Genomic DNA, 25,362 nt, shown 5'->3' with positions numbered 1-25,362 from the left:
GCCCTTGTTTGATTTTTCCCTGAAATCGGAACGTGTGAACCGTGCTGAACTACGCACTCAGACGATTGATGATGCTGCCGATCGTTCTCTTCGCGCTGTCGTTGATGATCTTCGCGCTGCAGATGTCGCTTTCGCCGACACAGAGACTGGCGGCCTACGCGCCGTCGCCCGATTATCTCAAGGGCGGTCAGGAAAGCATTCGCCGGATGATCGAGCAGTACGGGCTGAACGATCCGTTCTACCTCCAGTATGGCCGCTGGATCGGCGGCGTTCTCAGCGGCAATCTCGGCTGGTCCGAGACCGCCCGCCAGCCGGTGTCGACCGCCCTGATGTCGCTGTTTCCGGCGACGCTGGAACTGGTCGTGCTGGCCTTCGTTCCCTGTCTGCTGCTCGCCGTCTACCTCGGCTCACGCGCCGGCATCTATCTCAACCGCTGGCCGGACCATGTCATCCGCATCTTCACCATTCTTGGCTGGTCTTTTCCGGTCTACGTCTTCGGCCTGCTGATGCTCCTGATCTTCTATTCGGCGCTTGACTGGTTCCCGCCCGGCCGGCTCAGCCAGTGGGCCCAGACCATCGTCAGTTCCGGCGATTTCGTGCGCTACACCGGCGCCAACACCGTCGATGCGCTGTTGAACGGTAACCTGGCGATCTTCGGCGATGCACTTCGTCACCTTGCGGCGCCCGTCATCACGCTGACCTATGTCAACGTCGCCAGCATGACGCGGGTGATGCGCACCTCGATGCTGGAAACGCTGCGCCAGGACTATGTGCGCACCGCCCGCGCCAAGGGCCTGCCGCGCCGCGTTGTCGAATTGCATCACGCCAGGCGCAACGCGCTTCTGCCGCTCGCAACCATCGCCGGCATGGAACTCGCCGTGATGATGGGCGGCGTGGTCATCACCGAGACCATCTTCGACTATGCCGGGCTCGGCCAGTTTGCCGCCAAGACCGCCGCCAATCTCGACTTTCCCGCCGTTCTCGGCTTCGGCCTCTATTTCGCGGTCGTCCTGGTGCTGATGAACCTGGTCGTCGATCTCATCTATCCGTTGCTTGACCCGAGGGTGAAGACGCAATGAAGTTTCTTCGCTACCTCGCACGCAATCCGGTGTCGCTGTTCGGCGTCGTGATCCTGCTCGCTTTCGTGCTGATCGCCGTCTTCGCCCCCGTCTTGGCACCACCGCAGAGCTTCCAGCTTTCGCCCTACGACACGCCGCGCGCGGGTTTCCTGGCGACGCCGCAACCGCCTTCTCCGGAGGCCATGTTTGGCACGACCCAGGGCCAGTACGACATCTTCTACGGTGTCGTCTGGGGTACCCGCACGGCATTCAAAATCGGGCTCGGGGTCGTGGCGATCTCCGTGCTGATCGGCACGGTCGTCGGCGCTGTCGCGGCCTACTACGGCGGCGTCGTCGAGGAAGTGCTGATGCGCATCGTCGACGTGTTCATGGCGGTGCCGTTCCTGATCGCCGCCATGGTGCTGACGGCGTTGCTCGGCAAAGGCATCGTGCCCATCACGATCGCGCTCACGACTTTCGGCTGGATGAGTTATGCCCGTATCGTTCGAAGCGAGATCCTGAGGATCCGCGAGATGGATTACATCCACGCAGCCAGGAGCTATGGGGCCAGCGATCTCAGGCTGATCGTGCTGCATATCCTGCCCAACGCCATGTTCCCGGTGCTGGTTCTCGCGACGATGGCGACTGGTTCCATGGTGCTGTCCGCCTCGGCGCTCAGCTTCCTCGGCGTCGGTACCGAAGAAGGTTATGCCGACTGGGGCCAGTTCATCGCCTATTCGCGCAACTGGATCGTCGGTCAGCCCGGCAATCCCTTCCAGTTCTGGTACACGCTGGCCTTCCCCGGTGCGGCTGTCTTCCTCTTCGTACTGTCGTGGAACCTGGTCGGCGATGCGCTGCGCGACATGCTCGACCCACGCCACGCCCATTGAGACCCAATCCCTTTACGACCAAGGAGCATTTTCCATGTCCTCTCTGTCTGCTGCTTCCATCGAGCTGTTCGAGGATCTGATCCGGTACGAGGTCGAGGATAAGGCGATCCCGTCGATCTCCTACGCCCTCGTCGACCGCGACGGTGTGCTTGCCGAAGGCCATATCCAGCGCCATGACCGCCATTTCGACATGGGCAAGGACACGTGCTTCCGTATCGGCTCGATCACCAAGACCTTCACCTCGCTGGCGATCATGCAACTGGTCGAAAAGGGCCTTGTCGATATCGATGTCGACGTCTCGACCTATCTGCCCGGATTCAAGCCGGTGAACCCGTTCGCCGGCGCCGAGGGTGGGCCTTACGGCTCGGTCATCAGCCTGCGCAAGCTCATGACCCACACGGCCGGTCTGGTGCGCGAACCGAAGAGTGGCCACTATCTCGACGCGACCCGTCCTCCGCTGGAGGACACCGTCGACGAGCTTGCAAGCTCGACCTTGAAGCAGGATCCGAGCCTCGGGGTGATGCATTACTCCAACGCCGGCATTGCGGTCGTCGGCCGGGTGATCGAGGTCGTCACCGGCCAGAGCTATTCCGACTATGTCGCTGCCAACATCCTGAAACCGCTTGGCATGGACAGTTCCTCCTGCGGCATGGCGCCCGGCATTCGCGAGCGGCTTGCGCCGGCCGACATGTGGACGCTCGACGGCGATACGCCGGCGCCGGTGTTCAGCCTGGGCGGCTCGCCGGCCGGCAACATCTTTTCCACCACGGGCGATATGGCACGCTACGCCCAGTGCCTGCTGCGCGGCGGCTTCGATGCTGAAGGCAACTCGATCATCTCGCCGGCATCGCTGCGTGAGATGTGGACGCCGTTCGGCAAACGTCCGGCTGGCCACGACAGGACACTCAACGGGTATGGCCTGTGTTTCGGTTCCGGCGACGTCGACGGCTGGACCTCGGTCGGCCATGGTGGCGCCGTCTATGGTTATGCTTCGCAGATGATGCTTCTGCCTGCCGCCGGCGTCGGCGTGCTGATCTTTGCGACCCTTGATTTCGCCAACCAGATCGCCTCGCGGCTCGGCGTCGACGGCGTGCGCATCGTTCTTGCCGAGCGCAAGATGGGCAAGATGCCGGAGCGGACACAGCGTCCGCCGGAGATCCTCGAGGCGCAGTTCAAGGCCTTGCCGGGCTATTACCGCGACGACGCCACGCAGGAGATCGTCGAGGTCAAATCCAAGGACGGCAAGATCTACCTGATGGGAGAGGGCGTTCCGCACCGGATCCGTCCGGTTGCCGGCAACGATTTCGTCATCGACGGTCGTATCTACGGGCGCGGCGCGGACTACGCCCACATGAACCTCTCTTTCCCGGAGGCCGGCAAACTCGTCTGGCGGGATACAAGCTGGACACGCATAGAGACGCCTGATGACGAGACCGTGCCCGACGCCATTGCGCCGCATCTCGGCGAATACGGGCCGGATTTCAACATCACCTACCTGACCTACAGCCACGGCGGACTGAAGTGCCTGATCGAGTACTTCTGCACGCACACGTGCGAGCCGGTCGAAGAGGGACGCTTCCGCATGCATGGGCGGCTTTACGAAGACGAGATCCTCGAACTCGACGCCGTCGACGACAACGGCAAGCGCGGCATCCGCGTCGGGCCGATGTTCCTGGAGCGACGCAGCCCGTCTCAGGCCGAAGCTGCGTGACCCGACCATGACCGCTCCAATCAAGATGGAGTCACCTCTTGGCGCCCGCATGTTCATCGGCGGGCGCGAGGTCGACTATTATTGCGGCACGTCCTACTTCTGCCTGCATGGCCACTCCGAGGTGATCGAGGCGGCCTGCGAAGCGACGAGGCGTTACGGCATGGGGCCGGGGACACTTGCCCATATGCAGGTGTATGCCGATTTGCAGGAGCGGCTGCGCGACTGGTTCGGCACGGAGGAGGTCGTCTACATGATCTCCGGCTACACCAGCCCCATGGTGTTGCTGCAGGGGCTGCGCGACGAATTCGATGTCATCCTGATGGATTCCGCAACGCATTACAGCACCCGTGATGCGATCCCGACGCTCGGCAAGCGGGTTCATGAATTTCGGCATGCCGATCCGGAGGATCTTGCTGCACAACTGCTGCTGCATGTGAAGGCGGGCGAGCGGCCGGCGGTGCTGACCGACGGCGTCTTTCCGTCGTCCGGGCGATTGGCGCCACTTGGCGATTATCGGCAGGCCATGGCCCCCTATGATGGCGCGCTGCTCTGCATCGACGATTCCCACGGCGTCGGCGTCCTTGGTGAGACCGGCCGCGGATCGCTGCAGCACGCGGGGCTCGAAGGCGAGGGCAACTATCTCGCCGGCACGATGAGCAAGGCGTTCGGCGCGCTTGGCGGCATCGTTCCGGGGAGTGCGGATCTGGCCGCCAAGATCGCGGGCAATGCCATGATCATGCGTGGGGCCTCGCCGGCACCACCGGGCCTTGCAGCCGCTGCCGCTGCATCGTTGCGCGTTCTGCAGGCGACGCCGGAAAAGCGCGCCAACCTCATCCGCAACGTCAAGCATGTGCGCAGCGGACTGCGGACCCTCGGGTTCGAGGTTGCCGACACGCCGGTGCCGATCGTCACCATCAAGGGCGTCACCGACCTCGAACAGCTGCGCGATCGTCTTGCGGAGCGCGATATCATCGTCAGGGTGCAGCAACCTGGTGGCTATTCCGACGCGTCAGATGTCGCGACCATGCGGCTTGCGGTGTTTTCCGAGCACACGACCGATCAGATCGATCGGCTCCTGCAGTCGATGGGCGAGCTCCTCTAGACTTGAGTGTGGTGATGTCACCGAATTTGGCGTCGGCGAGAGCTCCGCGCTACCGACCGAGCGCGCACGTCTGCTCGCGAGGGTTATGCATAACCGATTGAAATGTCAGGACTTAGGCGATTTTTGCATGGAGTTTTGCCCAAATTGAATTGGCCTGTGGCGGCGAGCTGCACCAATGTTCCTTCCAAACGACATGCAAATCGCCAATCACCAGTCACGCGTGCCTCGCCGATAACCAAGTCTGCCCAAGCGGCCGCTGTAGCCCCGCGGTTGGCGGCGCCGAGCGCGCTGTTTGGCCTTCGCGATGCCTGCCTGAAACGACCGCATCTATCCCGCTCTTCCCGATTGACCGATAGAGGAACCCACCCATGAAAGTTTTCATTTCCGCTGACATAGAAGGCACCGCAGGCATCGCGCAATGGGACGAAGCCGAGCGCACCCATGCCGACTGGACCGAATTTCGCGCCCTGATGACCGCCGAGGTGGTCTCCGCCTGCGAGGGTGCGCGCGCTGCGGGGGCGACCGAAGTCGTGGTGAAAGACGCCCATGACAGCGGCCGCAACCTCATCCTCGACCGCCTGCCGGACTATGTTCGCATCGTGCGCGGCTGGTCCGGCCATCCGGATGCGATGATGTTCGGCCTCGATGCCGGCTTCGCCGCCGCGATCTATACGGGCTACCACTCCAAAGCGGGCAGCGAGGCAAATCCGCTCGCCCATACCTCCACCATGCGCATCTCGCGTCTGCTTCTGAACGGCGAGGTCGCCTCGGAATTCACTGTCAACGCGCTCTGCGCCGCCGGTTACGGCGTACCGTCGGTCTTCCTTGCCGGCGATGCCGGCATTTGCTCTGAGGCGCGGGCGATGGTGCCGGGGCTGAAGTCCGTGGAAACACTGGAGGGTAAAGGTCGCTCGACGACGTCGATCTCGCCTGCTTGGTCGCGCCGACTTATTCGCGAAGGCGTGGCAGAAGCGCTTTCCGGCGATTTCGCTCAGGCGCTGCCGTCCAGGGCCGAGCGCTACGAAGTGGTGATCGAGTTCAACAATCCGACAGATGCCTATCGTGCCGGCTGGTATCCCGGTGCCTATGCGCACGGTCCTCGCGCCGTCGCCTTCAAGCATGCGGATTTTGCGGAGATCCTGCGCGCGCTGGTCTTCCTGAAAGCCTGATCAGGCGGGCTCGCGTTCCAGCAGCAGCTTTGCCGTGTGCCAGAGGTCTTCAACCCTGCGGCTGCGCGCAGCGGCGTGGCGATAGAGGCGTATTTCGAGGTCGAGATTCCAGCCCGTGTCCGCGGAGGCGGGTACCAGGTCTCCGGCCTCGATCACGTCGCGCGCGAGGCTCTCTGGCAGCCAGCAGACGCCGGCGCCCGTCACCGCCATGTTCATCAGCCCGGCGCTGATCGTGTTTTCATGCGTCGTGCGGCGCCGGAAGGGCGGGCGACGGAGCATGAGGCGCGACAGGGCGACGCCGAAAAAGGAATTGAACCCGTAGCTCAGATAGGGAACGGCGAGCCGCGGCTGTGCCACGGCGCGGTCGAGGATGTGCAGCCCCGGCAGTGTGCCACCGGGAATGGAGACGTTTGCGGCGGCGAGCGGGATCAGCCGATCATGCGCAATCGTCAATGACGAGAACTGTCCGCGGTCGAGATGGAACGGCACCTCCGAATGCGCATAGGTCAGGAAAAAATCCGCCTCGTCGCCGATGAGGGCGTCGAGATTGGCCTCGATGCCGCCGCGGTCGGGCATCAGTGAGGTGCTGAAGGCGCCGCCAGACTTCTCCAGGAGTTTGAGCCAGCGCGGGAAGATCGTTACCGTCAGCGTATGGAGCGCGGCGAAGCGGATGAGGCCTTCTTCGTGAGACGGTCGCAGTGACTCGCGTGCCGCGTAGAAGGTTCGGATCGCCTCCTGCGCAATGGGGAGGAAATTGCGACCGGCCGGTGTCAGTTCCGCTGGCATGGTGGCGCGGCTGATCAGCGTTGCACCGAGCCAACCCTCCAACTGCTTGATGCGGCGGCTGAAGGCCGGCTGAGTCACGTTGCGCAATTCGGCAGCGCGCGAAAAGCTCCACGTGTCGGCGAGCGTCACGAAGTCCTCCAGCCACTTGATCTCCATGCCCCGCTCCCTTGTGCTTTATGGTTGTGGGGGATCATAAGTTGTTGGAAAGAAATCGCTATGCCGATATTGCATCAGCCTTTGCTAAAAGCGAATTAGCCAAACCCCAACAAACCTTCCACGTTGCGCCCAAGGCAAACAGTTCTGATTTCGAGGCAGCGAGGAGGCTCACGAAATCAAGCTGATAACAAAAGGGGGATTGTTAATGGCCTTCCAGCTTCACGCTGATCTTATCCTGCGCAATGGCCGCATCTGGCGGGGCAGGGAGGAGGGGATCAGCGAGGCCCTAGCCATCTGGCAGGGCAAGGTTCTGGCTACCGGCAGCGACGCCGATATGCTGAGCCTCAAGGGTCCGCACACCGAGGTCATCGACCTCGAAGGTCGTTTCGCCAGCCCCGGGCTCATTGACAACCATCTTCACCTGATCTCCACCGGCATCACCATGGGATGGGTCGATGCGACGCCTGCCGCCGCGCCGACGCTTGCCGCCCTTTTGGAAAAGCTTGCCGAACGCGCCGCCGCGACACCGAAGGGCAACTGGGTGCGGGCGCGGGGCTATGACCAGGTCAAGCTCGATGTCGGCCGGCATCCGACCCGCGAGGAGCTCGACCGCGCCGTTCCGGATCATCCGGTGCTCTTGACGCGCGCCTGCGGCCATGTCGCCATCGCAAATTCGCTGGCGTTCAGTCTGGCCGATGTGACCGAGGCGACGCCAGTGCCGGATGGTGGCGTGATCGGTACCACCGACGGCCGCCTCAACGGGTTCCTTGCGGAAAACGCGCAGAACCTCATCAAGACCGCCATGCCCGAGGTGACGACCGAGGAGCTGATCGACGGCATCGAACGGGCCGGACGCTATCTTCTCTCGCTGGGCATAACGAGCTGCATGGACGCGGCGGTCGGTCAACTCGCGGGCTTTGCAGAAATCCAGGCCTATGAGATGGCCAAGCTTTCGGGTCGGCTGCCGGTGCGCGTCTGGCTGACGCTGCTGGGGGATCCCGGCGTTTCGATCGTCGAGGATTCCTGGCGCGCGGGGCTCATTACCGGCGCGGGCGACGATATGTTGCGCGTCGGCGCGGTGAAGATCTTTCTCGACGGTTCGGCCGGGGGGCGCACCGCCTGGATGACGAAACCCTACCAGGGTGAGCCCGACAATATCGGCGTGCAGATGCTGCCGGATGCGGACGTCGAGGCGATCGTCAAATCCTGTCACGATCTCGGCTATCAGATGGCCTGCCACGCCATTGGCGACGGTGCGATCGAGCAGCTGGTCACAGCCTATGAAAAGGCGCTGGCCGACAACCCCGACCCGGATCGGCGTCATCGCATCGAGCATTGCGGCTTCTCGAGCCCCGAGCAGGATCGACGCATGAAGGCGGCTGGCATCCTTCCGGCGCCGCAGATGGCCTTCATCCACGATTTCGGCGACAGCTACATCTCGGTGCTTGGTGATGAGCGTGGCAAGGCGTCCTACCAGATCGGCACGTGGATGCGCATGGGCCTCAAACCTTCGACAGGCTCGGACTCACCGGTCTGCTCGCCCGATCCCTTCCCGAACCTTCACGCCATGATCACGCGCAAGACCGGCAAGGGCACCGTGATGGTGGAGACGGAGAAGCTGAGCCGCGAGGAAGCGTTGCAGGCCTACACGGAGTACGGCGCCTATTCGCAGAAGGCCGAGAGCGTGAAGGGCAGGCTGGTGCCGGGCCAATGGGCCGACATTGCTGTCTTTGACAACGACCTGCTGGAAGCGCCGGCGGACACCATCCTCTCAGGCACACGCTGCCTGATGACCCTGCTTGCAGGCCGCGTCGTGCATGACGCGCGCTGACGGCCTGCCGGACTGACCAACACAAAGCCGAAAACGGCACGAGAGGGAAAACAGCATGCTGAAAAGATTGACACTGGCCGCAATGCTCAGCCTCGGCGTGGCTACCGGGGCGCTGGCCGCCGGCGAACGCCATGGCGGGACGCTCGTCTTCACCGCACCCTATGGCTCGAGCTTCGCCACGCTCGACGTGCAGGCAAGCCCGAACACGCAGGAAGAATTTATCACCCAGGCCATCCACCGCGCGCTCTACAGCTGGGATTCGATCCAGAACAAGCCGGTGCTGGAACTGGCAAGCTCGGAAGAGGTCTCCGAAGACGGCACGGTGCACACCTATCACCTGCGCGACAGCGCCGTCTTCCACAACGGCAAGCCGCTGACGGCTGACGACATCATCTACAGCTACAAGCGCATCGCCAACCCGAAGAACGCCTTCCCGGGCGCGAGCTACATTGCCGTCATCAAGGGCGCGGAAGAGTTCATTGCCGGCAAGGCACAGGAGATTTCCGGTCTCAAGAAGATCGACGACCACACGCTGGAGATCACCTATACCGGACCGATCAATCCCGGCTTCCCGCTGATGCAGAATACGACGGTGATCTATCCATCGAACGTCGAGGATGAATCGAGCTTCGCCAAGACCCCCGTCGGCCTCGGCGCCTTCGTCTTCAAGGAGCACGTCCCGGGTTCGCAGGTCGTCGTCGAGAAGTTCGACAAGTACTACGAGGAGGGCAAGCCCTACCTCGACCGCATCAACATCGTGCTGATGGCCGAGGATGCCGCGCGCGACGTGGCTTTCCGCAACAAGGAGATCGACGTCTCGATCCTCGGTCCCACCCAGTACCAGGCCTATCAGGGTGAGGAAGCCCTCAAGGATCACCTGCTCGAAGTCGCCGAGGTCTATACGCGCAACATCGGCTTCAACCCGGCCTTCGAACCGTTCAAGGACAAGCGGGTCCGCCAGGCGATCAACCATGCGATCAACGCGCCGCTGATCATCGAAAGGCTCGTGAAGAACAAGGCATACCCCGCTTCAGGCTGGCTGCCGCTGTCTTCGCCTGCCTTCGACAAGGACAAGGCGCCTTACGCCTTTGATCCGGACAAGGCGAAGGCTCTGCTGGCCGAAGCCGGTTATGCCGATGGCTTCGAATTCGAAGTGACGGCGAGCCCGAACGAAAGCTGGGGCGTGCCGATCGTGGAAGCCATTCTGCCGATGCTGAAGAAGGTCGGCATCACCGTGAAGCCGAAGCCGGTCGAAAGCTCGGCCCTTGGCGACGCCGTGACGTCGAACAACTTCCAGGCCTTCATCTGGTCGAACCTGTCCGGTCCTGATCCGCTGAACGCCCTGCGTTGCTATTATTCCAAGACGGCGCAGTCGGCCTGCAACTACGCGAGCTATTCGAGCCCGGATTTCGACAAGCTCTATGAGGCGGCCCAACAGGAACGCGACCCGGCCAAGCAGAGCGATCTGCTCCGCCAGGCCAACAACATCGTGCAGGACGATGCGCCGGTCTGGTTCTTCAACTACAACAAGGCAGTCATGGCCTACCAGCCATGGATCCACGGCCTTGTTCCGAACGCGACGGAACTGGCGGTCCAGCCCTACGACGAGATCTGGATCGACGATACGGCTCCGGACGCACGCAAATAAGCCCTGAGAGGTTCGGGGCGGCTTCGGCCGCCCCACGCATCAGTTGTCCCACCCGTCCGGGTGGCCAAAATGGAACCGCTCATGCTTCGTTTTACCCTGCGCCGCATTCTGCAGGTCGTCCCGACGATCGTCGTGGTGGCGCTGCTGATCTTCGTTATCTTCTCCGTCGTTCCCGGTACCTTCGCGGCCAGCCTCTTTGCTGACGGCAAACGTGCCGCCGATCCGCAAATGATCGCTCGTCTCAACGAGGAATTCGGTCTGAACAAACCGCTGATGGAGCGCTTCGTGACCTACGTCACGGATCTCGCGCGGTTTGATCTCGGCACCAGCTTCCGCACGCGCCAGCCGGTCATCGACCTCATCAACGACCGCATGGGTGCCTCGCTTCAGCTTGCCGTCGCCGCCATGGTCTTTGCCATTGTCGTCGGCGTGCCGCTCGGCTCTCTCGCCGCACTCCGGCCCGGTTCGATCCTCGACACCGTGACGATGATCGGTGCGGTTTCGGGCCTTTCCATGCCGCAATTCTGGCTCGGCCTGTTGATGATGTATCTCTTTGCGCTGCAACTGAACTGGTTGCCCAGTTTCGGCTATGGTGACGGCTCATTGCGGAACCTTATCCTGCCGGCCGTGACCCTCGGCGTCACGCCGCTGGCGCTGCTCGCGCGCACCACGCGGGCGGGCGTGCTCGACGTGTTGAACGCCGATTTCATCCGCACCGCCCACTCCAAGGGCATGAGCGAGGCGAAGGTCGTGCGCTGGCATGTGGCGCGCAATGCGCTGGTGCTGATCGTCACCACCATCGGTCTGCAGTTCGGTTCGCTGATCGGCCAAGCGGTCGTCATCGAAAAGCTCTTCGCCTGGCCCGGGATCGGTTCGCTGCTGGTCGATAGCGTGGCGATCCGCGACATTCCCGTGGTGCAGGGCACGATCCTCGTCATCGTGCTGTGGTTCCTGATCATCAACACCGCCGTCGATCTGGTCTATGCCGCGATCGATCCGCGCATCAAGCAGGAGTGACGCCCGTGCGCCTCGGCTTCAACTTCTGGCTCGGCGCGACGCTGACTGCGCTCGTCATCTTCGCCGGTGTCCTTGCCCATTGGATCGCGCCCTTCGACCCGGTGCTCGATGCGGACCTGATGAACTCCGAACTGCCGCCGGACGCCACCTTCTGGTTCGGCACGGACGGGCAGGGACGGGACGTCTATACCCGCATTCTCTACGGCGCGCAGATCTCGCTGACCGTCGGTATCGTATCGCAGGTGATCAACTCGATCATCGGCGTCACGCTCGGCATGACCGCTGGTTACTGGGGCGGCTGGTGGGACGATCTGGTGAACGGTCTGACCAACGTCATGCTCGCCATCCCCTCGTTGATCTTCGCGCTCGCCGTGATGGCGGTGCTCGGCCCAGGCTTGCCGTCGCTGCTGATCGCGCTTGGCCTCACCAACTGGAGCTGGACCTGCCGCATTGCCCGGTCCTCGACGCTTTCGCTGAAATCGCAGGGCTATGTGCAGGCGGCCCAGACTCTCGGCTATGGCGACCTGCGCATCATGTTCACGCAGATCCTGCCCAACATGATGGGGCCGATCCTCGTCATGGCGACGCTCGGCATGGGGTCGGCAGTGCTGTCGGAAGCGGCACTCTCCTTCCTCGGGCTCGGTATCCAGCCGCCGTTCCCGAGCTGGGGTTCGATGCTGACTGACGCCCGCCAGCTCATCCAGCTCGCGCCCTGGGCAGCGCTTTTCCCCGGCCTTGCCATCTTCCTCTCGGTGCTCGGCTTCAACCTTCTCGGCGATGGACTGCGCGACAGCCTCGATCCGCATATGAGGACGCGCAAGCCATGACTCAGCCGCTTCTCGACATCAGGGACCTGCGCCTCGGCGTTTCGCTTGGCCGCTCCAGTCACCATCCGCTGCTCAAGGGCGTCTCCTTCCAGATCATGCCCGGCGAAGCCTATGGTCTCGTCGGCGAGTCCGGTTCCGGAAAATCGGTCACATCGCTCGCTGTCATGGGGCTCTTGAAAAGACCGCTCGCCGTTACCGGTGGCGAGATATTGTTCAAGGGGCAGAACCTGCTGGCGCTGCCGAAGCGTGAAATGCGGCGCCTGCGCGGCAATCGCATCGCCATGATCTTCCAGGAACCGATGACCGCGTTGAACCCGCTTTCGACGGTCGGACGCCAGATCGCGGAAATGTTCGTGCTGCATCAGGGAAAAAGCTGGGCGGAAGCTGAAAAGCTCGCTGTCGAGGCGCTAGGGAATGTCCGCGTGCCCAACCCGGATCGCCGTGCCAAGAACTACCCGCATCAGATGTCCGGCGGACTGCGCCAGCGCGTGATGATCGCGATGGCGCTTGCCTGCAGTCCGGACCTTTTGATCGCCGACGAGCCGACGACGGCACTCGATGTGACCGTACAGGCCGAGGTGTTGCGCCTCATCAAGGAACTCTGCGCGGCGCGCGGGACGGCGGTTCTCTTCATCAGTCACGACCTCGGCGTCATCGCCAGCATCTGCCAGCGCGTCGGCGTGATGTATTCGGGTTGCCTTGTTGAGGAAAACGAGACGCGGGCGCTCTTTGAAAGCCCGCGGCATGAATATACCCGCGGCTTGCTCGGCGCACTGCCGCGCCTTGGCAGCCGCAGCGAACATGGGCGGCAGCGGCTCGTCGATATCGACAGCATCATCGCCGATCGCTCGAAGCTGACCGAGAGCCGCTTCATCGCGCCACGTGAACTGGAAGGGAGCCAGACATGACCGCTCCGCTGCTGCAGGTGGATGATCTCCACGTCCGTTTCCCGATTTCCGGCGGTGGCTTGCTCGGCAAAGGACGGCGCACGCTCCACGCCGTCAACGGCATCAGCTTCGAACTCGCCAAGGGCGAATGCCTGTCGATCGTCGGCGAGTCCGGCTGCGGCAAATCGACGACGGCGCTTTCCATCCTCGGACTGCAGGAGCCGACCGAGGGCATGATCCGCTATCGCGGTCAGCCGCTCGCGGGAGCCGGCGCGCCGCACCGGATGGACAGGGCGAAAGCGGTGCAGATGGTGTTCCAGGACCCCTATGCCTCGCTCAACCCGCGCCAGTCCGTGCGCACCTCGCTCGCCGCACCGCTGCGGCTGCACGGCATCACCGCCGCTTCGGAAATTGAGAGCCGCATCGAGGCGATGCTGAAGAATGTCGGCCTGACGCCCGAACAGGCAGGGCGCTATCCGCACGAATTCTCCGGGGGCCAGCGCCAGCGCATCGGCATCGCCCGCGCGCTGATCCTCGAGCCTGAGATCGTCGTGCTCGACGAGCCGGTCTCGGCCCTCGACGTGTCGATCCGTGCGCAGATCATCAACCTCCTGCTCGACCTTCAGGAAAAACTCGGCCTCTCCTATCTGATGATCAGCCACGATCTGAGCGTGGTGGAGCACATGAGCGACCGGGTGCTGGTTATGTATTTCGGCGAAGTTGTGGAAGAGGGCGGCTGGCGCGAGATCTTCGAAGCGCCCACCCATCCCTACACGCGCCGCCTGATCGCCGCCATTCCTGACCCGGATGCGGCGCTGAAGCCGGCGGCCATGCAGGGGAGCGACGCCACCGTGCCGCAACTTGCCGGCCGCCGCTTCGTTTCCGATGGCAGCACCGCGCCGGATGTCTTTACCGCCCCTGTTCGATCCGAACTGATCGAGATCGGCGGGAACCATAGGGTTCGGATGGCTTTGGCATAATCGGGGACGCGGTCAGACAAGCCCCGTTCCGTCCTGCGGCAAGGATAGGCTAGGTTGGCCGACGTTCGAGCGTGGAATCTCTGAAATCTAGGATGAACACGATGAAAAGCATGCCGAAGATCGCCGTGATCATGGATGAAAACACCAGTTCAGGTGGCGGACGTTACGACACCTCGAGGAATTACTTCTCCGCGATCCGCCGCGCCGGCGCCTTTGCCTTCGGCATCCCGTATATTCCCGATCTCGTCGAGCAGGTCGTCGAGGAGTTTGATGGGTTCTTAAGCGTCGGCGGCCGCATCAATTTTCCGAAGAGCTGGTATGTCGAAGGAGACCAATCCCAGTACCCGCCATCGGATCGCCTTGCCGTCGATATGGCATTGATGGAAAGCTTCCTTGCGCGCGACAAGCCTGTGCTCGGCATCTGCAACGGCATGCAGATGCTCGGCTGCCTCAACGGCTGCCGGATGGTTTCCGATGTCCATTCGTCGTGGCCTGGCGCGCTCAATCACGACCAGGCCAATTTCTCGCATGATGTCCGTGTCGTCGCGGGCACCAGAATGGCTGGTATCTTCGGCGCCGAGACATTCGCCGTGAACACGTTTCATCGCGAGGCGATCGTGGAGGTCTCCGACGCCGTGACCGTTGCGGCGCGAGCCCCGGATGGAGTGGTCGAAGCGATCGAGGTCGGCTCGCAGTCCTTTGCCATGGGGCTCCAATGGCACCCGGAGATGCTGGACGCCGAAAGCCATCCGGGCGCACGCGTCTTTGACGCATTCGTGGAAGCCGCTAGCCGCCGATCCCGTTGACGCCTAATATGGCTGGGTGCATCGCGCTCTCAACGGAAGCTCGCTGAACGGTGTTCCTTCGCGAGGGCAAGCTTCCGTTGGCGCGTTCAGGTGTTGTGGCCGCTGTAGCGGAGCAGTTCCGGAACGCGCAGAGCCAAGATTGCAAGTGAAATGGCCAGCAGCGTCCCGCTGACCAGCGCCACATTGGCAATGCCGAAGACTTCCGCCGCCGCGCCGAGAACCAGGCCCGAAACCGGCATGACGCCGATCGTCAACTCCTGAATGCCCATCACACGCCCCTGTACGTGCGGTTCCGTCATCATGAGCATGAGCGTGGTCTGCAGGACGCCGAACGGCGATGCCGAAAATCCGATCAGCCCCATGAGAACAAACGACAAAGGCATCGTGGACGACAGGGCGAAGACAGCCCAAAGGCCGCCCCAAACCGCTGTGCCGACCAGAAAGAGGCCGCCCTTGTAGCGGAAGTCCCCGAGGCTGGCGATGACGAGGGCGCCGGCCAGGCTGCCGGTGCCCGCGCATGCCAGCAGCAAGCCGAGCCCCTGTGGCGTCAGACCCAGATGTTCCTTGGCAATAACAGGCATGAAGCCCTGGTAGATAGGCCACAACAGAATATTGGCCAAGAACGTGACACCCAGGACGGACCTAAGGAGGACGTTCCCGGAGATGGTGCGAAAGCCTGCCGCCACGAGGCTCGCGAAGTCTTCTCCTCGATGCTGCTGGCGGCTGTTCTTCAGGTTCCGCATCGGCCAGAGCGCTATGAACGAAACGAGATACCAGCAGGCGGAGATGGCGAGCGCCGAGGCAGCGCCGAATGCGACGATCATCGTTCCCCCAAGCGCGGGACCGATCATCTGCGTCATGCTCAGCACAAGCGAGTTCAGAGCATTGGCGTTGCTGAGCTTTTCGCGATCGACGAGATCGGCGACCAGTGCGAACCGTGCCGGCTGAGACGGAGATTGCGCCAGGCCAATGCAGAAGCCACCAAAGACCAGGCCCCAGAAGGATATCTTGTCGAGTGCCACCAGCAGCGCGATCGCGCTGAGGACGGCAAAGGCCCAGCCTGACGCAACCAAAAGCAGCCTCGGCCGGTCGAAGCGGTCCGAGATCACGCCGGCGAGCGGACCGAACATCATCGGGCCCAACCTTGCCGCGGTGAAGAGGGCGACGGAAAACTCCGAACGGGTGGTCTCGAACACCAGCCAGCCGAGCACGAGCGTCTGTGTCCAGACACCGCCGAAGAAGAAAAGGTTGGATATCCAGAGTCTTCGGTAGCCTGGATAAAGGATAAGGGACGACGCGATCCGGGCCAGGAAGCCGGCGCGAGGCGCGGATGACGAAGAACGCCCGCTCGCGATAGTGTCGGAACGCATGGCGCCCTCAAGGTCTTCAATCATTGCATCGCACCTTTCCAGGCAGCCAGTCGCCGAGGGGCTGGATCTCTTTTTGCGAGAGGTGGCTGCTCGTTGCGGCGTCTGGGGTGTCAATGCGGATTTCGCCGCTGCCGCATTGCGCAATTCGCGACCGGAGACCGCGACATCTCGACGGTTCGGAAATTAAGAAAACCGATGGAAAGCATTGCGTTGGAGAATGGTAGCAGGTGCTAAGTTCCGCCTCGAATGCAACGGTCCCTCATGAGCTCATTGGGTGCAATCTTGGCGGGCTCTATGGTTTATCGCGCTGGTGAAGGCAAAGGGCGGCCATCGCCCCCGGGGTGAAGCCTGCACTTTTCTCTTTGCACGCAGATTGTATACAATGTAATAAATTCAGCGCATTCAAGCATGGTGCGACGCGTGAACTGGAACGCCCCGGGGATCGCACCGTCACGCTCCAGTCGGAGCCGTCATCCTCGCCAGCAACCGGTTCCAGTGCATTTGGGGGAAGAATGAACCGCTATCCCATGTTCAATCCCCAGCTGTTGCTGAGCTTTGTGGCCATTTGCGAAAGCAACAGCTTCACCCGTGCCGCCGAGCGGGTAAACCTCTCCCAGTCGACGGTCAGTCAGCAAATTCGCCGGCTGGAGGAAATGCTCGGGAAAGCGCTTTTCGAGCGCTCGTCGCATCTGGTGCAGCTGACGGAAGAGGGCGTCAAGTTGCTGGGCTATGCGCGTCGTATCATCGCGCTGAACGAAGAGGCGCATGATGCCCTGGCTGGCCCCTGGCGTGACGGCGTGCTGCGCTTGGGGATGCCCGAAGACTTCATGGTGCCGACGGCCGATCTGCTCGCGTCTTTCAACAGCCAGCATCCGCACTTGCGACTGGACGTGACGAGCGGGCTCAGCGCCGATCTGCAACACGCCTATAGAGACGGGGAGCTCGATCTCATCCTCGTCAAGCAGCGCCGCAAGCAACAGCCGCGCGCGGCGAGGCCGGAACCCCTGCTGTGGCTGGATAGTCTTGTGCGCCCGGCGATCGAACAGGTGCCAGTGCCCCTGGCTGTGTTCCCGCTCAACGGTCTTTATCGAGAGGAATTGTGTCAGGCGCTCGATACCCTCGGCATTCGCTGGCGCATCAGCTACAGCAGCGCCAGCCTGGCAGCGCTCGCTGCCGCCTCCGCTGCCGGGCTTGGTGTCAGCTTGCTGCCCGCGAGCTGCCGGCTGCCTTCCCACCGCGTGCTGGGCGCGGCTGAACGTCTGCCGTCCGTCGATGACTTCGAACTGGCGCTGTTTTACCGCGACGATGCCAGCCCTGCAGCACTGGCGCTGGCGAAACGTCTCATCGAGTATTGCGACCTCAGGCGGTAGCGACGGGGCGCACCCCTTTGCTATTCGTGAATGCCGTGATGTTGTCCGCTCGCATTGGCAAATCGAATAGCCAGCATTGGCAAATGTCGCTGCCATGCCGTGCCGCCGTTCGGTAAATTGGCGGCTCTAACCAATCCATGATGAGGCAAAAATGTTGGAACAGATGCTACCGCAAAGCCGCCGGACCTTTCTCAGCCGCACCGGGTCGCTGACTACGGCGTGCGCTGTCGCTGGGTTGTCCGGTGGGGCGGTTCGCGAGGCATCGGCCAGCGCGGGCAAGAGCGTCGGCGAGACGAACACCAAGACGCTCGCGGATCGCCATTACGTCCTGACCGGCGTGCGACTGGAGGAAGGGTTCGAATATGACGGCGATGTCGTCGTCGCCACCCGGACCGCGCTCTACGGCCTGGAGATCAAGGACGGCGCGATCGTCGCTCTGCATCCGGAAAATGCGAACCTGCCCGAGGGCGTGCCGCGTTATCAGGCGAATGGGCAACTGTTGCTGCCGCAGATGCGCGATATGCACATCCATCTCGACAAGACGTTTTATGGTGGTCCGTGGCAGGCGCCGCGCCCGCGTCAGGGCAAGACCATCATGGACATGATCGCGCTCGAAGAGAAGCTGCTGCCTCAGTTGCTGCCGACCTCGCGTGAACGCGCCGAGGGGCTGATCGCCCTTTTGCAGTCCAAGGGAAGCACCGTCGCCCGCAGCCATTGCAACATCGACCCGGTCAGCGGTCTCAAGAGCCTCGAACACCTGCAGCAGGCGTTGGAATACCATCGCGATGATTTCGTGTGCGAAATCGTCGCTTTCCCGCAGCACGGCCTGCTTCACTCCAAGGTCGATGGCCTGATGCGCGAAGCGATGCAGATGGGCGTTCAATATGTTGGTGGCCTGGATCCGACGAATGTCGACGGTGCGATGGAAAAATCGCTCGACGCCATGTTCCAGATCGCGCTCGATGCCGGCAAAGGGGTGGATATCCACCTGCACGAAACCAGCCCGGCCGGCGTTGCCGCGGTCAACTACATGATCGACACCGTCGAGAAGAATCCCGCTCTGCGCGGAAAAGTGACGATCAGCCACGCCTTCGCGCTGAGCACGCTTGCTCCTGAGGCTCTGGAAGAGACCGCCATGCGGCTGGCGGAACAAAAGATCTCGATTGCCTCGACGGTGCCGATCGGTTTGGTGATGCCCCTGCCGCAGCTGGCCGAGAAGGGGGTCTTTGTCATGACCGGAACCGATAGCGTGATCGACCACTGGTCGCCATTCGGCAGCGGCGACATGCTGGAGAAGGCGTATCTCTACGCGCAGCTTTATCGCGGGTCGGACGAGTTCCGCCTCTCGCGGTCGATGTCCATTGCCACCGGAGGCATCCTGCCGCTCGACGACAAGGGCAAGCGCGCCTGGCCGAACGTCGGCGACGAGGCCTCGTTCACGCTCGTCGGAGCAAGCTGCTCGGCGGAGGCGGTCGCCCGCGTGCCGGAGAGAACTGCGACGTTCCACAAGGGGCGTCTCGTGTCGGGTGGGGTTGGCGAAGCCTGACGAGTTGGGCGCTTGCGTGCCACGACAGCGCTTGTCATCGCGAGGCGGCAGTGGCCGCCTCGTTCACAGTCGAAGTGACGCAAGGGCCGATAGCCCCGATGTCTAGGAGATGGTTCGCGCGCCGGACCAGCCTGCAAGGCTCCCGGATATCCTCCGGGAGCGCCGCACCTTGCCTAGGCCAGGCCCTCTGCCACGGCGTAGGCGGAGAGCACTTCCTTGATGTTTCTGTCGCCGTCGGTCGGAAGCAGTGCACGGGTCGTCACCGAATCGAGGTGATGCGCCATGAGGGCCGCCGCCTCGTCGGTCTTGCCGGCAATCAATTTGTCCAGCAGGTCCTGGTGTTCCGACACGGCGCATTCCGATGAATGCGGCCGGCCGTAGAGCGCGAGGATCAGGGAACTGCGGGCGACCAGTTCGTTCACGTAGCGGATGAGGCTGGTATTGTTCGTCATCTGCGCCAGCAGCGTATGGAATTCTCCGGCTAGCCGGATCGATTGAGCTCGCTCTTTCTTCGCGGCCTCCTCGGCGGCGATATGAGACGAGAGAACGTCGATCTGCTCGCGCGTGAGTTTTCCCGAAAGCGTCTCGACCACCAGCCGTTCCAGCGCCATTCGGGTCAGGAACAGATTGCGGCCCTCCTCGAGCGTCGGTCGTGCAACCACGGCGCCCCTGTTCGGCCTGAGTTCCACCAGCCCCTCCTCGCTGAGGCGGACCAGCGCCTCGCGCACCAGGGTTCGGCTGACACCCAATCGTTCGCCGATCGAATCTTCGGGCAGCTTTGATCCCGGAGACAGCGCCTGATCGAGGATCGCGCGTTTCAGGACGCGATGAACGGCATGAGCGCGGCCGCCACCTCCTTCGCTCTCTTTCTTTGCCATTCGGTTCACTCCAAGTCGTCGCAATTATTTCTTCGAATTGCATACAAATCGGCGAGCTGTCCAGTGATTTGGCGTTTGGATCACGGCAACAGCGGCGACCCCAAAAGTCGGTTCTCGAAAAGTCAGGCGCCAGGAAGCGCCCTTCGTGCCCGCGCGCGTGGGCCGGCAAGATGCGGCCAGCACGCGCGAAGCGAGGCAAGGCCGCACCCTTTCGAGGGCAATGTCTCAGACGGGCGACTGCATGGCCTGCGCGTAACGTGACGGGTTGAAGCGCATGTAGAGGAAGAACACTCCGATAACGCAGGCCAGATGCAGCGTCCATCCGGGAGCGAAGCTGCCGCTGATGTTGTGCAGAAACGCCGTGGCAAAGGGGCCGAGCGACGCGATCAGGAAGCCGCCGCCCTGCATCAACGCCACCAGTACGCCGGCCTCTTGCGGCCGCGGCAGGTGGTCGAGGGCGGTGACGATCGCCAGCGAGAAGCTGCTGCCGAGGCCGGCTCCGCAGAGGCCAACCCAGATCGCGGGCGCTGCCTCCGGCAGGAACGCAAGGCCGGCAAAGCCGACCGCCTGCATGGCCAGCGTCAACCGCAGGAAGGCGCGGCGATCGATGTTGTGCCGGGCCAGGACCGGGAGGCCAAGGGCGCCAGCGGCCTGACAGATCGCCATCAGCGCCACAAGGTTGCCGCTGTCGCCGCTGCTCCAGCCGAGTGACTGGTAGTAGGACGCAAGCCAGGCAACGGCGGAGGAGTAGCCGGCGTTGACCAGGCCGAAGGCGATGATCAGCGTCCAGGTCCGGGGACGGCGGAGCAGCCGGCCGGTTAGAGCCTTGTCCGGCCGCTCGCTGCGCGAATCCGACAGGATCAGCCACGCGGCGCCGAGAGCGACGATCGCGGGGGCCGCAAGCCAGGCAAGGGCCGGGCGCCAGCCGTAACCGGCACTGACGAGGAATGGCGTCAGCCGTGCGCCAAGCGCCCCGCCACCCATCAGGACCGCGGAGTAAAGTCCGGTAACGACGGGTATGCTGCGCGGAAACTCGGCCTTGATGATTCCGGGGAAAGCGGCCTGGATGAAGGCGACGCCGGCGCCGCAAAGTGCAGCCGTCATCACCAGGGCCACGCCACCCGGTGCGACGAGCCGGAGCAGCGAGCCGGCCGCCAGCACCAGCATGGCAATGAGAATTCCGCGCCGCGTGCCGATCATGGCCTGCAGCGAGGGGGAAATGAAGGCGCCCACGCCCATCAGCATCATCGGCAGCAGTGTCAGCAGCGCCAGACTGCCATATCCCATGCCGGTATCGGCGACGATCTCGGCCAGCACTGGCCCCGGAGCGGTGAGAAACGGCCGAAGGTTGACGGCGACCAGCACGACGAGAATGAGCAGCATCCATTGGCGGCCCGTCGTGGGCTCTGATGATTTGGGCATGATCGGGTATTTCCTTTACGTCTTCTTCTTGTTTTTGAGGCCCCGGAGGGCACTTGCGCGGTGGCGCATCAATCTTTCGCGATGGGCATGAGCTCCAGGGCGATCAGTCCAGTCAGGCCAGCGGCATGCTGACTGGGGTGTCGGTGATCGGCCCCCGATCCCGCCGGCCCTGGCCGGCGAGATGCGGGAAATCCGTATTGGTCTATGTCCGCCACTGCTAGGCCGAAGCCAGTTCCCGCCCCAGAATGCGCTCGACGGAAGGGGCAAGGCGGAGAAGCTCGCGCGTGTACTCGTGTTTCGGCGTGGTGAAGAGGGTCTCGGTATCCGCAAGCTCGACGATCTCTCCCGCCTTCATCACGGCGACGCGGTCGCACATCTGGCGGATCACGGCGAGGTCATGGCTGATGAACAGCATGGAAAGACCGGCAAGGTCGCGCAGATCCTTCAAAAGGTTGAGGAGCTGTGCCTGCACCGAGACGTCGAGCGCCGAGGTCGGCTCGTCGCAGATGAGCAGCGACGGGTGCGGCCCGAGTGCGCGGGCAATGGCGATGCGCTGGCGCTGGCCGCCGGAGAAGGCGTGCGCGAAGCGCGCGCCGGCGTCGGCGGGAAGGCCGACTGCTTCGAGCAGCGTCTTGGCGTCCTGCCGGGCTTCCTCGGCATTGGAGGCCAGCTTGTAGAAGAGGATCGGTTCAGCAATAGCAGCGTTGATGCGCAGCCGCGGATTGAGCGCCGAGTATGGATCCTGGAACACCATCTGAAGCGACTGGCGGATCGATTTCTCGCGTCGGGCGCCGAGCGCCGTTCCCTGGAAATCGATGGAGCCGGCGCTCTGGGTGACGAGACCGGCGATGGTATTGGCAACCGTGGTCTTGCCGCAGCCGGATTCGCCGACGAGGCCGAAAATCTCGCCGCGCCGGACATCGAACGAGACGCCCTTGACGGCCTTGAAGGCCGCTGCCTTGCGAAGCAAGCCGCGCCCGCCATACTCCACGGCGAGATCGCGCACCGAGAGCACCACCTCGTCGCGACTGCCGGTCTCGCTCTTTGCACTCTTGCGGCGCACCGAAGCGCGCGCGTCGAGCGTCACCTGCGTTTCTTCGCTCGGCACCGGCAGGCGATCGAGGCGCGTATCGATCGGCGGTACGGCCGCGATCAGCGTGCGGGCATAGGGCGCCTTGGGTGCCGTCAGCACCTCACGGGTCGGGCCGCTTTCCACGACCGCACCGTTCTGCATGATGGTGACGCGGTCGGCGATCTCCGCAACGACGCCCATATTGTGGGTGACGAGCAGCACGCCGACGCCCCGCTCATCGGCAAGGTCACGGATGAGCTTGAGGATCTGGGCCTGCACCGAGACGTCGAGCGCCGTCGTCGGTTCGTCGGCAACGATCAGTTGCGGATTGCAGGCAAGCGCCGTGGCAATGACCACGCGCTGACGCTGACCGCCGGAAAGCTGGTGCGGATAGCTGCCGAGCCGGCGTTCAGGCTCCGGAATGCCGACGGCCTTCATCAATTCCAGCGCGCGGGCCTTCGCCTCTCTGGCGGAAAGCTTCAGGTGCGTGAGCATGCCCTCGCAAAGCTGGCTTTCCACCGTGAAGAGCGGGTTGAGGCTCGTCATCGGATCCTGGAAGATCGCGCCGACGTCGCGCCCGGGCACGATGCCCTCGGTACGACCGGTGCGAAGGTTGATCTCCTTGCCGGCAATGACGATCGAGCCGGCGGCGATCTTGCCTGGTGCCTGAAGCAGACCCATCAGCGCATTGCCGACAGTGGTCTTGCCGGCGCCGGATTCGCCAACGAGGGCGTGGATTTCCCCGGGGCGGATCGTGAGGTCAATGTCTTTGACGGCCGTCAGCGTGCTGCCGTTGGCCAGGGGATACTCGACACGAAGATTGCGGATGTCGAGGACGGGGCGCGTTGTTTCGGTCATCTCATCTCGCCATCAGTTTCGGGTTGAAATGGTCGCGCAGATAGTCGCCGATCACGTTGACGGCCAGCACGAGGATCACCAGCACCGTCGCCGGCATCACGGCTATCCACCAGAGACCGGAAAACAGGAACTGGTTGCCGATGCGGATCAAAGTGCCGAGTGAGGGATAGGTCGGCGGCATGCCTGCACCAAGGAAGGAAAGCGTCGCCTCCGTCAGGATCGCGCCGGCAAGGTTGATCGTGGCGATGACCATCACCGAACTCATGATATTCGGCAGGATATGGCGGCCCATGATGCGAGCGGACGGCAGGCCGATGACCTTGGCGGCGCGCACATAGTCTCGCGCGATCTCCACCATGGTCGAGGCGCGCACGGTTCGCGCATATTGCACCCATTCGTTGATGGCGATCGAGAAGATGAGCACCAGCGGCGCCCAGGCGAGCATCGTATCGGCGCTAAGCTGCGCGCGGGCGATGCCGCTGATGAGCAGCGCTACGAGAATGGTCGGGAAGCTGACGAAGACATCGGCGATGCGCATCACGACGCCATCGACCACGCCGCCGAAGAAGCCGGCAACGAGGCCGAGTACGACGCCGAGCACGGCCGCAAAGACCACTGCGCCGAGACCGATGATGACGGAGATCCTCAAACCGAAGAGAATGACGGAGACGAGATCGCGTCCCTGGTTGTCGGTGCCGAGCAGGAAGCGGGAATCACCGCCCTCCATGAAAACAGGGGGGATCTCCATGTCCATCAGCGAATAGGACGAGACGTCGCGCGGGTCCATCGGCGCGATCATCGGGGCGAAGATCACGAGGATCAGCATGACGACGAGCACCACACCGGCGATCATCACGGAAACCGGCGGAAGCCGGCGCATCAGGGATTGCGTGGCCATTATCGTGTCCTCAGGCGCGGATCGATGAAGGTGTAGAGAATGTCGACGATCATGTTGATCATCACGAACAGGAAGCCCACGAAGAGGAGATAGGCGGCCAGCACCGGCACGTCGGGATAACCGACGGCGTTCGTGAACAGCAGGCCCATGCCGGGCCACTGGAACACCGTCTCGGTGACGATCGCGAACGCGATGAGCTGGCCGATCTGCAGGCCCGTGACGGTAACGACCGGCATCAATGCGTTGCGCAGCGCGAGGCGGCCGTAGATATAGGTCCTGGGCAGGCCGCGCGCGAAGGCGAAGCGAATGTAGTCCGACGACAGGACGTCGATCATTTCGGACCGCACAAGCCGCATGATCAGTGTTAGCTGGAACAATGCCAGTGTGATCGACGGCAGGATCAGGGACTTCAGGCCCGAGAGCGAGAGGAAGCCCGTCTGCCAGAACCCGATATCGACGAGATCGCCGCGTCCGGAGGATGGCAGCCATCTGAGGTTCACGGCGAAGACCAGGATCAGCAGCAGGCCGGTGACGAAGGTGGGCATGGAGATGCCGACGAGGGTTGCTGACTGGGTCAGTCGCGAGAAGAAGGCGTGCGGCTTCAGTGCGCAGAGCACGCCGAGCGGGATGCCGAGCGACAGGGCCAGCACTGTGGCAACGATCACCAGTTCCAGCGTGGCGGGAAGGCGACTGAGCAGCAGCGTCGTGACCGGCTGCTGGTAGCGATAGCTTGTGCCGAGATCGCCGGTCAGCACCTGGCCTACGAACTTGACGAACTGGGTGACTACCGGCTTGTCGAGGCCGAGCGCAGCGCGCACGGCATCCTTTTCTGCCTGGGTCGCGCCCTCGCGAACCATCGAGGCGACGGGGTCGCCGACGAAGCGGAACATGATGAAGGCTATGGCCGTCACCGCGACCATCACGAGGATAGCCTGAAGCAGCCTGACTGAAAGAAGTCTGATCATCGGATAGTCCTTACGGGGAGCGATCTTGCCCAAAGGGCGGCCACCGGGTTGTGCGCTCCCGCGTCCTCCGCGCCGTTTCCGGTCCTGGAGGGGTTGACCCGGTTTGCGGTCCAGT

Annotated in this window: 21 protein-coding genes; 14 read left to right on the top strand and 7 right to left on the bottom strand. The window is 63.1% G+C overall.

Translation table 11 applies throughout. The annotated features are described in order from the left end of the window. Positions 1-41 precede the first annotated feature (41 nt). From AB4Z53_RS19195 to AB4Z53_RS19175, 5 genes are all read left to right on the top strand, one after another. A complete protein-coding gene (locus tag AB4Z53_RS19195; RefSeq protein WP_244546825.1) occupies positions 42-1,079 on the top strand; it encodes an ABC transporter permease in 1,038 nt (345 codons plus the stop codon). Then, positions 1,076-1,948, top strand: a complete 873-nt coding sequence (locus tag AB4Z53_RS19190) for an ABC transporter permease (RefSeq protein WP_441597190.1) — start codon at positions 1,076-1,078, stop codon at positions 1,946-1,948. The genes AB4Z53_RS19195 and AB4Z53_RS19190 overlap by 4 nt, the downstream gene beginning before the upstream one ends. A 34-nt stretch (positions 1,949-1,982) precedes the next feature. Further along, positions 1,983-3,659 (top strand): serine hydrolase domain-containing protein, encoded by a 1,677-nt coding sequence (locus AB4Z53_RS19185; protein ID WP_441597188.1) that lies wholly within the window; start codon positions 1,983-1,985, stop codon positions 3,657-3,659. A 7-nt stretch (positions 3,660-3,666) separates the two neighbouring features. Then, positions 3,667-4,761 carry an aminotransferase class I/II-fold pyridoxal phosphate-dependent enzyme gene (locus AB4Z53_RS19180; protein ID WP_113538103.1) on the top strand — a complete coding sequence of 365 codons (1,095 nt, stop codon included), beginning with the start codon at positions 3,667-3,669 and terminating at the stop codon, positions 4,759-4,761. Positions 4,762-5,129: 368 nt separating this feature from the next. Continuing rightward, positions 5,130-5,930, top strand: coding sequence for a M55 family metallopeptidase (locus AB4Z53_RS19175; protein ID WP_441597185.1), 801 nt, complete (start codon positions 5,130-5,132; stop codon positions 5,928-5,930). Here AB4Z53_RS19175 and AB4Z53_RS19170 read toward each other — a convergent pair whose 3' ends face one another. Continuing rightward, positions 5,931-6,872, bottom strand: coding sequence for a LysR family transcriptional regulator (locus AB4Z53_RS19170; RefSeq protein ID WP_441597183.1), 942 nt, complete (start codon positions 6,870-6,872; stop codon positions 5,931-5,933). A gap of 205 nt (positions 6,873-7,077) precedes the next feature. Between AB4Z53_RS19170 and AB4Z53_RS19165 the strand changes: the two genes are divergently transcribed. The 7 genes from AB4Z53_RS19165 to AB4Z53_RS19135 all read left to right on the top strand — a co-directional run bounded on the left by AB4Z53_RS19165 (position 7,078) and on the right by AB4Z53_RS19135 (position 14,868). Beyond that, positions 7,078-8,703, top strand: a complete 1,626-nt coding sequence (locus tag AB4Z53_RS19165) for an amidohydrolase (RefSeq protein WP_441597181.1) — start codon at positions 7,078-7,080, stop codon at positions 8,701-8,703. A gap of 55 nt (positions 8,704-8,758) precedes the next feature. Beyond that, positions 8,759-10,351 carry an ABC transporter substrate-binding protein gene (locus AB4Z53_RS19160; protein WP_441597179.1) on the top strand — a complete coding sequence of 531 codons (1,593 nt, stop codon included), beginning with the start codon at positions 8,759-8,761 and terminating at the stop codon, positions 10,349-10,351. Positions 10,352-10,432: 81 nt separating this feature from the next. Further along, entirely contained in the window at positions 10,433-11,368 is a 936-nt protein-coding gene (locus AB4Z53_RS19155) for an ABC transporter permease (protein WP_441597177.1), read from the top strand. Positions 11,369-11,373: 5 nt separating this feature from the next. Next, on the top strand, positions 11,374-12,195 hold the full coding sequence (locus AB4Z53_RS19150) for an ABC transporter permease (RefSeq protein WP_034794912.1): 822 nt from the start codon (positions 11,374-11,376) through the stop codon (positions 12,193-12,195). Then, positions 12,192-13,103: an ABC transporter ATP-binding protein gene (locus tag AB4Z53_RS19145; protein ID WP_291159816.1), complete on the top strand. Its 912-nt coding sequence runs from the start codon at positions 12,192-12,194 to the stop codon at positions 13,101-13,103. The genes AB4Z53_RS19150 and AB4Z53_RS19145 overlap by 4 nt, the downstream gene beginning before the upstream one ends. Further along, positions 13,100-14,062 (top strand): ATP-binding cassette domain-containing protein, encoded by a 963-nt coding sequence (locus tag AB4Z53_RS19140; protein ID WP_441597174.1) that lies wholly within the window; start codon positions 13,100-13,102, stop codon positions 14,060-14,062. The genes AB4Z53_RS19145 and AB4Z53_RS19140 overlap by 4 nt, the downstream gene beginning before the upstream one ends. Positions 14,063-14,163: 101 nt before the next feature. Beyond that, positions 14,164-14,868, top strand: a complete 705-nt coding sequence (locus AB4Z53_RS19135) for a gamma-glutamyl-gamma-aminobutyrate hydrolase family protein (protein WP_441597172.1) — start codon at positions 14,164-14,166, stop codon at positions 14,866-14,868. Between the two features lie 86 nt (positions 14,869-14,954). On the opposite strand, the gene AB4Z53_RS19130 is transcribed toward AB4Z53_RS19135, so the two are convergent. Then, a complete protein-coding gene (locus AB4Z53_RS19130; RefSeq protein ID WP_441597170.1) occupies positions 14,955-16,262 on the bottom strand; it encodes an MFS transporter in 1,308 nt (435 codons plus the stop codon). Between the two features lie 488 nt (positions 16,263-16,750). Between AB4Z53_RS19130 and AB4Z53_RS19125 the strand changes: the two genes are divergently transcribed. Next, positions 16,751-17,608, top strand: coding sequence for a LysR family transcriptional regulator (locus AB4Z53_RS19125; RefSeq protein ID WP_441597168.1), 858 nt, complete (start codon positions 16,751-16,753; stop codon positions 17,606-17,608). Between the two features lie 151 nt (positions 17,609-17,759). Further along, the gene (locus AB4Z53_RS19120; protein ID WP_441597166.1) at positions 17,760-19,154 is read left to right on the top strand and encodes an amidohydrolase family protein; all 1,395 of its coding nucleotides are present in this window, start codon (positions 17,760-17,762) and stop codon (positions 19,152-19,154) included. Positions 19,155-19,327: 173 nt separating this feature from the next. On the opposite strand, the gene AB4Z53_RS19115 is transcribed toward AB4Z53_RS19120, so the two are convergent. The 5 genes from AB4Z53_RS19115 to AB4Z53_RS19095 form a co-directional block, all read right to left on the bottom strand. Then, positions 19,328-20,032, bottom strand: a complete 705-nt coding sequence (locus tag AB4Z53_RS19115) for a GntR family transcriptional regulator (RefSeq protein WP_113541239.1) — start codon at positions 20,030-20,032, stop codon at positions 19,328-19,330. A 225-nt stretch (positions 20,033-20,257) separates the two neighbouring features. Continuing rightward, positions 20,258-21,454 (bottom strand): cyanate transporter, encoded by a 1,197-nt coding sequence (locus tag AB4Z53_RS19110; protein WP_441597164.1) that lies wholly within the window; start codon positions 21,452-21,454, stop codon positions 20,258-20,260. A gap of 217 nt (positions 21,455-21,671) precedes the next feature. Continuing rightward, positions 21,672-23,384, bottom strand: a complete 1,713-nt coding sequence (locus AB4Z53_RS19105; RefSeq protein WP_223729405.1) for a dipeptide ABC transporter ATP-binding protein — start codon at positions 23,382-23,384, stop codon at positions 21,672-21,674. A 1-nt stretch (position 23,385) separates the two neighbouring features. After that, on the bottom strand, positions 23,386-24,282 hold the full coding sequence (locus AB4Z53_RS19100) for an ABC transporter permease (RefSeq protein ID WP_441597162.1): 897 nt from the start codon (positions 24,280-24,282) through the stop codon (positions 23,386-23,388). Then, positions 24,282-25,247, bottom strand: coding sequence for an ABC transporter permease (locus AB4Z53_RS19095; protein ID WP_441597160.1), 966 nt, complete (start codon positions 25,245-25,247; stop codon positions 24,282-24,284). Before AB4Z53_RS19095 ends, AB4Z53_RS19100 begins: the two co-directional genes overlap by 1 nt. Between the last annotated feature and the right edge of the window lie 115 nt (positions 25,248-25,362).

The organism is Ensifer sp. 2TAB8, from assembly GCF_052115125.1.
Lineage (GTDB): Bacteria > Pseudomonadota > Alphaproteobacteria > Rhizobiales > Rhizobiaceae > Ensifer.
The sequence above is the reverse complement of the archived record's forward strand: the minus strand, read 5'-3'. Positions and strand labels throughout refer to the sequence as shown.